Source organism: Microbacterium sp. NPDC090281, from assembly GCF_044769635.1.
In the GTDB taxonomy this organism is placed as follows: Bacteria; Actinomycetota; Actinomycetes; order Actinomycetales; family Microbacteriaceae; genus Microbacterium.
Genome location: NZ_JBIVYH010000001.1, coordinates 1,419,204 through 1,431,604 on the forward strand (window position 1 = coordinate 1,419,204; position 12,401 = coordinate 1,431,604).

A 12,401-nucleotide genomic window follows, 5' to 3' on the forward strand; every position below is an offset into this window, starting at 1 on the left:
GTAACGGGGAGGCCTCGTCCCGGACGGCGGACGTAGGCTGACAGACATGTCCGATCACGCCTTCGCCACCAGAGCCATCCACGCAGGACAAGCGCCAGACCCGGTCACGGGCGCGATCATCCCGCCGATCTACCAGTCCTCCACGCACGTGCAGGACAGCGTCGGTGGCCTGCGTTCCGGCTACGAGTACAACCGTGCGGGCAACCCGACGCGCTCGTCACTCGAGACGCAGGTCGCGGCTCTCGAGGGCGGCGCGAGCGCGCTCTCGTTCGCCTCCGGACTGGCGGCAGAGGACGCACTGCTCCGCGGCATCCTGAAGCCCGGCGACCACGTGCTGCTCGGCAACGACGTGTATGGCGGAACGTATCGCCTGCTCACCAGGGTGCTGGCGCCGTGGGGGATCGAGACGACCACGGTCGAGCTCTCCGACGTCGATGTGCTCCGCGCGGCGATCCGTCCCGAGACCAAGATCGTGTGGCTGGAGACACCGAGCAACCCGTTGCTGAAGATCGTCGACATCGCACTGATCGCCGAGATCGCGCACGAAGCCGGTGTGCTCGTGGTCGTCGACAACACCTTCGCCTCACCCGCGCTGCAGCAGCCGCTCGCGCTCGGCGCCGACCTGGTCGTGCACTCCACGACGAAGTACCTGGGCGGGCACTCGGACGTGCTCGGCGGGGCCGTCGTGTTCGCAGACGACCGGTTCTTCGACCAGGTGAAGTTCCAGCAGTTCGCGGTCGGTGCGGTCTCCGCACCCCTCGACGCCTGGCTGACGACCCGCGGCATCAAGACGCTGGCGCTGCGGATGCGTCAGCACTCGGAGAACGCGCAGGCCATCGCCGAGTGGGCGCAGGAGCGCCCGGAGTTCGCGCAGGTGTACTTCCCAGGACTGGAGTCGCACCCCGGCCACGAGATCGCCGCGAAGCAGATGAGCGGATTCGGTGGGATGCTCTCGTTCGGCCTCGCCGCGGGAGCCGACGCGGCACGGGCCTTCGCCGAGAGCACCTCGATCTTCCAGCTGGCCGAGTCGCTGGGCGGCGTCGAGTCGCTCATCGGATATCCGCCGGACATGACGCACGCCTCGGTACGCGGCACCGAGCTCGCGGTGCCGGAGAACATCGTGCGACTCTCGGTCGGCATCGAGGACATCGGCGACCTGCTCGCCGATCTCGAGCAGGGGCTCGACCGCATCGCGCGCTGACCTCTCGAGCAGATGCGCTGACGGGGAGGGGGCGGAGCGGCGGTAACATGGGGGCTTCCCCTGGTCGAATCGATTCGACCATGCAGCCCCGAACTCTGGAAGGACGTCGTGTCCGACGCTCCCCGCACTGACTCCATCCCCGTCGTACCGTCGGAGCGGCTCTCCGCCGAGGAGACCCCGACTCCGCAGCCCGAACTTACGGCGACCGGGAGCATCCGCACCTCCACGGCGACCGGTGCGATCCGCACCCTCGGTTCGAACCCCGCGACCGCGCCGATCATGCTGCACCCCGGTGATGCCATCTCCCTCGGCCGCCGGACGCTGTACATCATCCTGCTCGGTGCGCTCACCGCCCTCGGGCCGTTCACGATCGACCTGTATCTGCCGGCCTTCCCGGTGCTGGAGCAGGACTTCCAGACCACGGCGGCGGCGATCCAGCTGACCCTGACCGGCACGATGATCGGGTTCGCGCTCGGCCAGCTCGTCGTCGGGCCACTCAGCGACAAGGTCGGGCGTCGTGTACCCCTCATCGCGGTCACGGCACTGCACGTGCTCGCGAGCATCGGCGCGGCGTTCGCCCCCGATCTCGGCCTGCTCAGCGCCGCGCGGGTGTTCATGGGAGTCGGGGCGGCGGCCGGTGGCGTCGTGGCCATGGCGATCGTCCGCGACCTGTTCGGCGGGCGCCGCCTGGTCGTCATGCTCTCCCGCCTCGCGCTGGTGTCGGGCGTCGCACCGGTCATCGCGCCTCTGATCGGCTCGTGGCTGCTCACTCTCATGCCCTGGCGTGGGATCTTCGTCTTCCTCGCCGCTTACGGCGTGGTGATGCTGCTGTCCACGATCCTCTTCATCCCCGAGACTCTGCCCGTCGCGCGTCGTCAGGGCAGCGGCGGCGCCACCATGCTGCAGCGCTACCGCTCGGTGCTCTCGGACCGGGTGTTCCTCGGGGTGCTCGTGATCGGCGGCATGACCTTCTCCGGTCTGTTCTCCTATCTGTCGGCATCGCCGTTCCTGTTCCAGATCACGCACGGGCTCGATGCGCAGCAGTACGGTCTGCTGTTCGCCGTGAACTCGCTCGGCGTGGTCGTCGGCGTGCAGACCGCGTCCCGGCTCGCCGCACGGTTCGGCCCGCAGTGGGTCATGGCCTACTCGACCGCTGTGCTGCTGATCGCCGGAGTCGCGATCATCGTGACCGACCAGCTCGGGCTCGGACTCTGGGGCACGGTGATCCCGCTCTTCGTGTTCATGACCGCGTGCGGCTTCACGTTCCCCAATGTGCAGGTGCTGGCGTTGGATCGCCACGGCAAGGCTGCGGGAACCGCGGCCTCGATCATCGGCGCCACGAACTTCGGCGTCGCAGGTCTCATCTCGCCGGTCGTCGGCTGGCTGTCCCACGACGCCGGGATCACTGCGACCACGATGGCTTCGGTCATGGTGGGCTGCGCCGCGATCGGCATCCTGTCGCTCTGGTTCATCGTGCGTCCGCGCACGGTCGGGATGCTCGCTCCCTGAGCGTTCAGGCATCGTCCGCCACAATGGGACGATGAACAGGCGGATGCTGCTGTGGTGGGGAGTGGGCCTCCTCGCGCTCGCGACGGCTCTCGGTGCCGTGGTCGTGTTCGGTTATCCGGTGACCCCCGGCTTCGACCGGTGGTGGAATGACTCGATCGCCGGAGCGCGCGCGGACTGGATGGTCGACTTCGCTCTCGTCCTGAACTGGATCGGCGGCGGCTGGGTGGCGATCCTCGGGGTGCCGCTGCTGGCGATCCTGGCGCTCGTGCTCGCGCGGCGGTGGCGCGGAGCCGTCTTCGCCGCCATCTGTTTCGCTGCGAGCGCCGGCGGTGTGCAGGTGCTGAAGCAGCTCTTCGGTCGAGCGCGGCCAGACGACATGCTGGTCGTGAGCGACTACGGCTCGTTCCCCTCAGGACACACGGCCAACGCCGCGACGATCGCACTCGTGCTCTGGGTGCTGTTCCCCCGGGTGTGGGTGGCGATCGTCGGTGCGCTGTGGGTGCTGGCGATGGCGCTCTCGCGCACCTTCCTGTCGGTGCACTGGGCAAGTGACACGCTCGGTGGAGCGCTCGTCGGCGCAGGGGTCGTGCTGGTGCTCGCCGCCTGGCTGCTCCCGTGGGTGCAGCAGAAGAGGTCCGAGGTCGACGCGCCGATAGGCTGAGAGGGCCCGTTCCCTCCAGAGGAGTCGTCTTGTCTCGCATCCGTCCGTACCGCCCCACCGATCGTGCCGCGTTGTACGAGATCTGCGTGAAGACGGCCGATGCCGGAGTGGATGCGACCGGGATCCTCTCCGACGACTCGCTGTGGGGTGACCTGTTCGCCGTTCCCTACGCCGAGCGGCACCCGGACCTCGCATGGGTGGTCGAGAGTGACGACGAGCGCACGATCGGCTACATCGTCGCCACCGACGACACCGATGCGTTCTACCGCTGGTTCCGGGAGGAGTGGTGGCCGAGTCTCGAGGAGCGTCATCCCCGGCCCGCCGAGGTCGTCACCCGCGAAGACCGGATGGTCGACTACGGGTACAGCCGCGCTGCCGGCATCGAGCCGAATGCATCCGAGTACCCGGCTCATCTGCACATCGACCTGCTCGCGGAGACCCAGGGGCAGGGACTCGGTCGTCAGCTCATGGAGACACTGTTCGCCGAGTTGACGCGTCGCGGTGTGCGCGGGCTGCACCTGGGCATCGATCCGAACAACGCCGGAGCCGCAGCCTTCTACGAGCGGCTCGGGATGACGCGCCTTCCGGCCGAGCCCGGTGGGCAGATCTACGGCGTGCGCTTCGACAACTGACACGCCCGTCGTCTAGACGAGAAACACGAAAGAGCCCCCGCTGACGCGGAGGCTCTTTTCGTGTGTGGCGGTGACGGCGGGAACTCCGGTGCTCGCTGCGCTCGCTCCTCCCCGAATCCCCAGTGCTCGATAAACACGAAAAAAGCCCCCGCTGGCGCGGAGGCTCTTTTCGTGTTTGGCGGTGACGGCGGGATTCGAACCCGAATTTCTCCGCTGCCAGACAATAGGCGGACTCCGCAGCACCCGGAATTTCAACGATCTCGGGTTTCGTCAGTCATCCTCGGTATCCCCCGGATCTCTCGAAACATTGCCACCGTGTTGCCACGAAACGTCAGGGCGCTCACGCTGCGCGCTGACGTCGGCTCATCACCTGAACTCGGATGCTGCCCACTCGCGCACGTCGTCTGGGCGATACCGAACCAGCGCGCCTCTTTGTACAGCGTGTGGACCTTCTCCATGGCTTCGCCAGTTGCGCAGCGTCTGCTCAGCTATCCCAAGCATTTGCGCTGCGTCGGAAGTACGGAGCAGTACCGGCTCAGGCCTCGTCTCCGGAGCTGGGGCAGTCACTGCGGAAAGAACCCTCGCTGCGACTTTGGTCGCGAGCGCGTCAAGGATGGGGTCTAGATCCAGGCTGGTACTCATCGGTCGAGCGTAGACGCATGAGAACGTCGCTACACCCCGTCTGTGGACGCGGTCGCCGCGTCTGTCCCGTCGCGATTGGGACCGGAGCCATCGGCACGAGCGTCTTGCTCGATCGTCTCGCGCATCGATTCGATGAACATCTGGTACTCGAGTCCATGCGCTGCCGGCATCACCCGCCACTGTAGGGCGTGTGTGCTGTCGTATCGCTCAGGTGGTTCGTCCTGCATTCTTGTGTGGTCCTTGATCAGCATCATCTCGATGACGCCTGCAGCACGTTCGAGGTGTTCGGCGACGTCCTCGACATCGAAGTCTCGCGGCGTCGTCATCTCGCCGTTCGCCATGTCCACATAGAAGCCGCGCTGTTTTTGCAGGTTCGCGGCTCGCGCCGCGGTTGCAGCCTCGGCCTTCTGCTCCTCGTACCAGCGCTCCCAGTTGTCGTCTTCCGGAATGTCCGGGTAGTCACCGCCCCAGAACATTTCCAGTTCGCGGCCGAACTCGAATGCGGCGATGTACTTCGCGAGGTGATCCCGAGAGGAGCGCTGTTCGAGTTCGAGAGGCTCGGTCTCCTGCGCGCTCCACGAGTGGGAGAACAGGTCGTACACCGATGTCGCTTTGCCGAGTTCCTCCTCAGCGAGCACGGTGAGAGCTCGAGCACGGCCGTGCGAATCAGCGTTGTGCAACAACGTCGCGTCCGCGATCAGCTGCGTCGCGTTGTCGAGCAGCGCCCGCCAGTAATTCCGTGCTTCAGTTGGCTCAAGGACCATGCTCAGGAGCGTAGCCGTTCGCACATGCGGCGCCATCGATCGATCTCTGGCCCAACTTCCCCCACCGGAGCTTCTTCGGATTGGAAGAAGCTCCGGTGGGCAACTGGCGATTCCCCATTCCGGCGACGCCGCGGGCGAGTTGCGGGCTGCGAATCAGCTCGTCCATACGCGTTCGCCCGCGTCGATTTGTTCTTCGAGCACGGGCCCGTATGCGTCGGCAATCGCCTTCCCCTTGAGTTCGCCTCGGCACCATCGGCGAAGCACTTGCGACATCGCCTCGACTCCCGCCGCCGAGAGTCCAGGGTGGGTGCGATCGTTGATGCCCTCAAGCGCGAACTGAGTGACGCGCTCAAGGTGTTCGAGGTCGCGCCGGGGAGCACTCAGCATCAGCCTCTCAAAGGCGACGACTGCCTCGGAGTGCGTGTTCATCACTCGCTGCCAGTCGTTGATGCCTCGGGCCTTCAGGAGGCGAATGAGCGCGTCGAGTAGACCGAGCGCGTCTGAGCGTCGCTGTTCGAGGGCAGCGTCACGTCGCCGGGCTCGAATCGTCACAATCGGCACGATCGCGGTAGCCGCGGCTCCGACCAAGGCACCGGCGAGAGCCGCGAGAGTTGGGTCCATGCCGTGAGCCTATCGACGGCTAATGGAGCGTCCGAACTGCCCCACGCTCGTCCGCAGTCGGCCCTCGTCAGAAAATCCAGGTTAGGCCCCGAGCTGCCACCCTCCCGCACGGTCCTGGCACGTCTCTCTCCACGGGAACTCGGCCGTGGCGGATCGATTTGGAGAACCGGAGCAACCGTCCGCGGCTAGGCGTCGCAGCCCGCCTGTCTGCCGCGTCTGCGGATCGCCGAGATGCATCTCTATCTCGATCCACCGACGTCGGCGGTGCGGATGGATTCCGTGGGTAGGTTCAATTCCCCCATTGCTCGTTTTTACCCGCGGAGAGGGGTGCCAGGACCGTGCGGGAGGGTGGCAGCCCCGGGCTGACTCTGGATCTTCTGACGATTCATGCGTCGGCCCGGGTGCGAGCTGATGGCGCGAGGTTGTGCGGGTGCCCGGATCGTGGATCGTCGAGTCACCCCGCGCTGGTTCTCTTCCTGGCCTACACGGGCCTCAGGTGGGGCGAGGCGACCGGACTAAGGGTGAAGCACGTTGACGCGCTCAGACGTCGCGTGAGCGTCGAGGAGAACGCGGTTCTCGTCGGCGGAGTGGTGCATGTTGGTACGCCGAAGACGCACGAGGCGCGCTCAGTGCCGTATCCGGTCTTCCTGTCCCTTGCGATCGCGAAACTCTGTGAGGGCAAACGGCGTGAGGATCTCCTGTTCGGGGACGGCGTCGCATACATGCGGCTGCCGAACAGCGTGCGCGGTTGGTTCGCCTTCGCCGTGAAGCGCGCGTGTGCCGCCGACGAAGAGTTCCCACGGGTGACTCCGCATGACCTTCGGCACACCGCGGCCTCGCTCGCTATCTCCGCCGGCGCGAACGTCAAAGCGGTACAGCGGATGCTCGGACACGCGTCGGCGAGCATGACACTCGACACCTACGCTGACCTGTTCGACGACGATCTGGACGGCGTTGCCGCGGCGCTCGATCACACACGTCGTGCAGCAGTTGTTGCCGAGGTGTTGCCACGAGCGTAGGTTCGCGCATGACAAAGGCCCCGGCTTCCCTGTGTTTCCTAGGGGAGTCGGGGCCTTTGGTCTGGCGGTGACGGCGGGATTCGAACCCGCGGTTGCTTGCACAACACACGCTTTCCAAGCGTGCTCCTTCGGCCGCTCGGACACGTCACCAAGGAACAACCTGTCCATCCTATCCGATGCGCGGCGGGCCACGTGACAGGTGCCGATGAGGCCGCGGTCGAGATCCCAAGTGTGAAATATTGCATGTCACTCGTCACCTGGATAGCCTCATGTGAGGACGAATCGCATCCGCTGGGGGCGCGACATCCTGAGGGGGAGCATGGACGCGAGCTCGACGACGACGTCACGAAACAGCCATCGCACCGCAACGGCCTTCGAGCAGTGCGTCAGCGGAAGGCGGACGAGCGTCGCGGGTACGGTGTTCTTCCTCGAGGCGGGGGAGCACCTCGAGGCGGTGCTGAGCCAGACCGGCCCCGGCGACGTCGTGTTCGCTCCTACACGATCGGCGATGCGGAGTGACCCGAGAGTCATCGGCTACGACGGTGATCTCCGCGAGCCCGGTGACGAGGTGATACTCGACGGCACGCACACGTTCGAGCTTCGGGAGTACGTCGCCGCTCCCTTCGTCTCGATCGTCGGGCGCACCGTCATCCGACAGTGCAGTGCCGAGGGCGTGGCCGCGTTCTTGAGCGACGCCGACACGGCGAGGGACTACGGGGTCTTCGTCGATCAGCTGCTGAGCAGCGCCGTTCTGCTCGACTCCCTGGCATCCTTCAACGGGACCGGCTCCGAGGGAGACTCCCTCGTGCGGGTGTACGTCAGCTCAGACGGCGAGTACCGCGATGGCCCCGACGGTCTCCTGCTCGGTGTCGTGGGCGACGACCGGGCGCACGTCGAGGCCCGCGCGATCGGCGGCGCGGGCCGAGGGCGAGCCTTCGCCCGCATCGTCGACCGCGGCATGCTCGGTGCTGACCTCGATGACAGGCCATGGTTCGCGCGGTACCTTGCGGCGATCAACCTGCTGCGTCAGTGGGATGGAGTTCCTCCCCGTCCCACGATCTCGGGTTTCGGCGGACATCTCGTGCGGGCACTCGACGAGCTTCCCGCGCTTCCGGGGGTCGTCTCAGCGGATGCGCCGTACCTGCTGACCGGAGACGGCGAAGAGTACCTGCTGGTCGATCCTGGGAGCCGACGCCGGTTCCGACTCGGAGCCGACACCGCGCGCGCGGCCGAATGCCTGATCGCGACGGCGGATGAATCCTCGGCGGTGGCGCTGCTCGCAGCCGAGCTCGGTAGAGCGGCGAGCAGCGCCACCTCCGTGGTGCGTGAGGTCCAGGCCAGATTCGTGGCGGCGGGTCTCGACGTCACCGTGAACGGGCGAGGGGGTATCTGATGCGAGGCGGCGAACGGGCGGTGGAGACAGAGATCGCCGGAGCGAGGGCGCTCCGCGAATGGATCACGGGAAAGCGGGAAGAGCACTCGCGGGTATTCCTCATAGAGACCGGAGCCCCTGTAGCCGGCGTCGAAGAAGTTGCCGGTAGCGACGACGTGGTTCTGCTGCCCGAGGACAACCGAACGTACGAGGGGCCCGCCGGTGCCGTCCACTACAGCGGCGCACTGTGCGAGGTCGGTGACGAGCTCTTCTTCGGCGAACGCGGCGTCGAGCTCCAGGACTACGTCGCTGCGGCGTTCGTTCAGATCGTCGGCCCCACAGCGGTGCGCTTCTTCGATGCTTCAAGCTGGAGGGTTTTCCTCGACGATGCTGAGCTCGCTCGTCGAACCGGGATCTTTCCGTCGGCATTGATCGACCCCCGGGTGATTCTCGCAGACCGCAGTGCGCTGGAGAATCCGGGTGCACTCGCGACCCCGAGCGCCCTGAGGGTGAGCCCGGATGGCCGCGTCAGGATCGGCGTGCAGGGCGAGGCCATCGGCAGCGTCGAGGACCTGCCGGCTCTGCTTGCGGTCCCACTGCCTCGCGCCGCAGCGTTGGGAGACATCGCGCCCCGCGAGATGCTCGCTGCTGACCTGGCGAGTCGCGAATGGATCGGGCGATACCTCAACGCAACGGACTTGATGAAGATGCTCCGCCTCGAGAACGGCGCCGCCAGGATTTCGGGATTCGGCTCGTTCCTGTTCGATGACGACCTTTCGGATGCCGAACCGCTGACCGCGGACCCGTTTCTGATCGAGACCGCGGACGGCTTCGTGCTCGCAGACACCACAACCCTGCGCCGCCAGCTGCTCTCCCCTTCGACGGCGCGTGTGGTCGCGGTCACGCAGACCTCGAGCTCGACGGAGATCGCGGCCGAGCGTGTGGCGCGCCAGCTGGGCACGTCGATCCCTGAAGCGCGCACCCTGTGCCTCGAGGCCGTCACCGCACTCGGTGTCCATCCGGGCAGTCGTGCCGAACGCTCGAGCCGGATGAAGGGAGTCGAAGAATGAGCCTCCCGCACGCGTTATGGACCTCGATGCTCCCCGCAGATTCGACCTTCACGCCCGACCAGGTCGCCGTGGGCGCGGCCGGACACCGTATCGAGTTCGCTGACGGATCCACACGTCTGTGTGCGACGAGTGGGCTATGGAATGTTCCCCTCGGCTTTGGCAACCCGGCGATCGCCGAAGCAGTGATGAAGGCGACGCATGATGCGTCATACCTGTCCCTCTTCAGGGCGCCGCATCGGTACGCCGAGGTCGCCGCCGAAGCCCTCATCGAGCTCGCGAACCCCATCCGCTACCGCCGAGTCATCTTCTCGACGTCTGGCGGGGCGGCAAATGATGCGGCGATGAAACTGGCCAGGCAGTACTGGGCGCAGAGAGGCTACGGATCCCGGTCGCTGATCGTCGGCCTGAAAGGCAGCTATCACGGGACTGCATACGGCAGCCACGCCCTGAGCGGAGACGACCTCCTGCAGTCCGTCTACTCCGTCGACCGCCGAGCGGTGAGGCATGTGTCTCACAGCGACGACGGAGAGGAGCTCGAGCTGCTGCTGAAACGTGAAGGATCCAGGGTGGCCTCGGTCGTCGTCGAACCCGTCCTCGGCAGCGGTGCGCACGCGCTGTCCGACGCATTCATCGATCGGCTCCTCGCCCTGCGCGAGGAGTACGGGTTCCTGGTCGTCGCCGATGAGGTGGCGACCGGATTCGGCCGTACCGGGACGATGTTCGCCACTGACCGATGGGCTGCCGCGCCGGACATCCTCATTCTCTCGAAAGCGTTGACGAACGGCGCGATGGGGGCTGCGGCGCTTCTGGTGGGGGAGCGTGTGGCATCAGAGTACGTGCGCGGTGGCTGGACGTTCGTCCACGGTGAGACTCAGGCGGGTACACCGGCGTGTGCGGCGGCCATCCTCGCCGTGATTGAAGAACTGCACCGCGTCGACGTGGAACCGACTGCACAGGCGCTAGGGACCGACCTGCTCGGCCTCGCGACCGGGTTGAGAGCAGACGACGTGGTCACGGAGGTCACGGGAAGCGGGTGCTTCTTGGGTCTCGGGCTTCGCAACGAGGACGAGAGCCCGCTCTCCGGACCCGACATTCTTCGCGTCGTCTCAGCGATCGCGCAGCACGGCGTCCTGGTGCAGCCCGGCCCGAGCTCCATCGAACTGATTCCGGCGTATGGATTCACCTCGGATGAGCTTTTCGAAGTCGACGCGGCTGTCCGTGCGGGTCTGGCGCAGGCGCGGGACGTCTCCGAATGACCTCGGACTCCAGTGGTCGCCTTCCTGCCCTGTGGCACGGAGAAGGGGCAGCGCGCCAGATGACGAGGCGGCTCACCATGGGCCGTGAGACCCTCGTGATAGCGGATTCGGCGGTCGGGCTTTCCTTCCTCGATGGGCAGCCGTCGAAAACCATCACGGTGGACGCGCCCTCGGTGAACGTGACGGCCGTCGTCATGATCGCGCGGGAGATCGTCCGTCTATCACCGAACGTCATCGTGGCAGTCGGCGGAGGAACCGTTCTCGATGCCAGCAAGATAGCCGCGCTCGCCCTCCTCCCAGGGCGGGTATTCGACTACGCCATCGAACATGCGTCGAGGTCAGCGCTGACCTTCTTGCCCCGTTCCCGGCCGCCGGTCGACATCGTCGCTGTGCCGACCACCATCGGCACCTCGTCGGAGACGAACAGTGTCGGGATCCTCAAGAACGAGAGCGGATACCGGCTCATCGTCGGGCTCTCCCTGACACCCCGCCACGCGATCATCGACCCGTGCAACCTGACCACGCTCACGCGCGCAGCAGTCAGCGAGGGCGCGCTGGAAGCCTTCCTCCGGCTGGCTGGCGCGTCGACGAGTTCGCGGAGAAGCGCGAGTCAGCGCCGAGATGCTGTCTCCCTCGGCAGGGTGCTCCTCGATGCAGTCGCACGCGACTCGGGTTCGCCTGCGGGGAGGCTGCGCCTCGCGCGGCTGAGCGCGGCGACCCAGCGCAGCGCGGCGCTGCGTGGGCAGGATCCCTACAGCGCCCGCCATTGGTATGTGGCGAACGAGGTGGCCTTTCTGCTGCAGGTCCGCAAGATGGTCGCCACGGCCGCAGTGATCGCCGCGGTCTGGCGTCGGATCTGTGCAGGAGATGTGCGTTGGGGAGATCGGGAGAGCCTTGAAGGTTTCTGGACGAAGGTCGCGAGCGGGATGGCATTGCCCCTCGACCCGCCCCTCGGCATCGCTGCGCTCATCGAACGCTGGGGAATACAGCGTCCGCCGAGACCGACCGGTGACGACATCGACCGCATCTCCGTGACCACCGAGAAGACATGGGGAAATCGCCACCCGATGCTCCCCGGTCTTGTCGCCGAAGACTTCCGCGATGTGCTCCGTGATTCCTGTTGGAGCTCTGAGTCGGTCGGCTGTGATCGCCGACCTCCGGTGTTCGTTTCGAGGAGGTGAATTACATGGACAAGAAGGTTGAAAGCAGAATCCAGTTTCAAGAACTGGACACGATGGAGGCCCCCAGCTGGGAGAGCTTCTATCAGGGCGCGATAGGTGCGCTGGTTCTGATCGGGATCGGCGCGGCCGCTGCGACCTGATCCCTTCGCGCAGGAACCGAAATGGGAAGGGAGGTGAAGATGCAAGCCAAAACACCGACCCTCGAGTTCACGGAACTCGAGGCCATGGAAGCCCTGAATGACACCGATGACTACATTCGAGGCTTTGCAGTGGGCGTCATCATCGGGATTCTCGCTCTGACCTAGGAGCTGCATTCGAACGGTCGACAAAGGAGGTGCAGATTGCAGCCAACATCACTGGAGTTCGTGGAACTCGACCAGATCGACTCACCACTTGAATGGTGGGAGCACGCAAGTTACATCATTGCCATCATCGGCGGCGCAGCAGCGATCGCAACCTAACCGATGGGGTGC

Annotated in this window: 15 protein-coding genes and 1 tRNA gene; 12 read left to right on the forward strand and 4 right to left on the reverse strand. The window is 66.0% G+C overall.

All coding sequences use genetic code 11. The features are described 5' to 3' along the window. Window positions 1-46: 46 nt before the first annotated feature. The 4 genes from ACIQTX_RS06840 to ACIQTX_RS06855 all read left to right on the forward strand — a co-directional run bounded on the left by ACIQTX_RS06840 (window position 47) and on the right by ACIQTX_RS06855 (window position 4,003). On the forward strand, window positions 47-1,201 hold the full coding sequence (locus ACIQTX_RS06840) for a cystathionine gamma-synthase (protein WP_402970484.1): 1,155 nt from the start codon (window positions 47-49) through the stop codon (window positions 1,199-1,201). Window positions 1,202-1,309: 108 nt separating this feature from the next. Continuing rightward, window positions 1,310-2,710, forward strand: coding sequence for a multidrug effflux MFS transporter (locus tag ACIQTX_RS06845; protein ID WP_402970487.1), 1,401 nt, complete (start codon window positions 1,310-1,312; stop codon window positions 2,708-2,710). Window positions 2,711-2,741: 31 nt separating this feature from the next. Continuing rightward, window positions 2,742-3,371 carry a phosphatase PAP2 family protein gene (locus tag ACIQTX_RS06850; RefSeq protein ID WP_258131603.1) on the forward strand — a complete coding sequence of 210 codons (630 nt, stop codon included), beginning with the start codon at window positions 2,742-2,744 and terminating at the stop codon, window positions 3,369-3,371. Between the two features lie 29 nt (window positions 3,372-3,400). After that, entirely contained in the window at window positions 3,401-4,003 is a 603-nt protein-coding gene (locus ACIQTX_RS06855) for a GNAT family N-acetyltransferase (RefSeq protein WP_402970492.1), read from the forward strand. 366 nt (window positions 4,004-4,369) lie between these two features. Here ACIQTX_RS06855 and ACIQTX_RS06860 read toward each other — a convergent pair whose 3' ends face one another. The 3 genes from ACIQTX_RS06860 to ACIQTX_RS06870 form a co-directional block, all read right to left on the reverse strand. Then, complete coding sequence (locus ACIQTX_RS06860; protein ID WP_402970495.1) at window positions 4,370-4,645, reverse strand: helix-turn-helix transcriptional regulator; 276 nt, start codon at window positions 4,643-4,645, stop codon at window positions 4,370-4,372. A gap of 29 nt (window positions 4,646-4,674) precedes the next feature. Then, complete coding sequence (locus tag ACIQTX_RS06865) at window positions 4,675-5,409, reverse strand: AbiV family abortive infection protein (RefSeq protein ID WP_402970498.1); 735 nt, start codon at window positions 5,407-5,409, stop codon at window positions 4,675-4,677. A gap of 153 nt (window positions 5,410-5,562) precedes the next feature. Next, entirely contained in the window at window positions 5,563-5,838 is a 276-nt protein-coding gene (locus ACIQTX_RS06870) for a hypothetical protein (protein WP_402970501.1), read from the reverse strand. 593 nt (window positions 5,839-6,431) lie between these two features. Between ACIQTX_RS06870 and ACIQTX_RS06875 the strand changes: the two genes are divergently transcribed. Further along, window positions 6,432-7,049, forward strand: a complete 618-nt coding sequence (locus ACIQTX_RS06875; RefSeq protein ID WP_402972976.1) for a tyrosine-type recombinase/integrase — start codon at window positions 6,432-6,434, stop codon at window positions 7,047-7,049. Between the two features lie 62 nt (window positions 7,050-7,111). On the opposite strand, the gene ACIQTX_RS06880 is transcribed toward ACIQTX_RS06875, so the two are convergent. Beyond that, a tRNA-Ser gene (locus tag ACIQTX_RS06880) sits at window positions 7,112-7,199 on the reverse strand. A 169-nt stretch (window positions 7,200-7,368) separates the two neighbouring features. Here ACIQTX_RS06880 and mpaB (ACIQTX_RS06885) point away from each other — a divergent pair. From mpaB (ACIQTX_RS06885) to mpaA3, 7 genes are all read left to right on the forward strand, one after another. Continuing rightward, window positions 7,369-8,442 carry a daptide biosynthesis RiPP recognition protein gene (gene mpaB, locus ACIQTX_RS06885; RefSeq protein ID WP_402970504.1) on the forward strand — a complete coding sequence of 358 codons (1,074 nt, stop codon included), beginning with the start codon at window positions 7,369-7,371 and terminating at the stop codon, window positions 8,440-8,442. Next, window positions 8,442-9,491 carry a daptide biosynthesis RiPP recognition protein gene (mpaB, locus tag ACIQTX_RS06890; RefSeq protein WP_402970507.1) on the forward strand — a complete coding sequence of 350 codons (1,050 nt, stop codon included), beginning with the start codon at window positions 8,442-8,444 and terminating at the stop codon, window positions 9,489-9,491. Before mpaB (ACIQTX_RS06885) ends, mpaB (ACIQTX_RS06890) begins: the two co-directional genes overlap by 1 nt. A 26-nt stretch (window positions 9,492-9,517) precedes the next feature. Beyond that, window positions 9,518-10,747, forward strand: coding sequence for a daptide-type RiPP biosynthesis aminotransferase (gene mpaD, locus ACIQTX_RS06895; protein ID WP_402970510.1), 1,230 nt, complete (start codon window positions 9,518-9,520; stop codon window positions 10,745-10,747). Between the two features lie 77 nt (window positions 10,748-10,824). Then, window positions 10,825-11,928, forward strand: a complete 1,104-nt coding sequence (gene mpaC, locus ACIQTX_RS06900) for a daptide-type RiPP biosynthesis dehydogenase (RefSeq protein ID WP_402970513.1) — start codon at window positions 10,825-10,827, stop codon at window positions 11,926-11,928. Window positions 11,929-11,933: 5 nt separating this feature from the next. Next, entirely contained in the window at window positions 11,934-12,068 is a 135-nt protein-coding gene (gene mpaA1 / locus ACIQTX_RS06905) for an MpaA1 family daptide-type RiPP (RefSeq protein WP_258131605.1), read from the forward strand. 39 nt (window positions 12,069-12,107) lie between these two features. Next, window positions 12,108-12,233, forward strand: a complete 126-nt coding sequence (gene mpaA2 / locus ACIQTX_RS06910) for an MpaA2 family daptide-type RiPP (RefSeq protein WP_258131607.1) — start codon at window positions 12,108-12,110, stop codon at window positions 12,231-12,233. Between the two features lie 36 nt (window positions 12,234-12,269). Further along, entirely contained in the window at window positions 12,270-12,389 is a 120-nt protein-coding gene (gene mpaA3 / locus ACIQTX_RS06915; RefSeq protein WP_374954150.1) for an MpaA3 family daptide-type RiPP, read from the forward strand. Window positions 12,390-12,401: the final 12 nt, after the last annotated feature.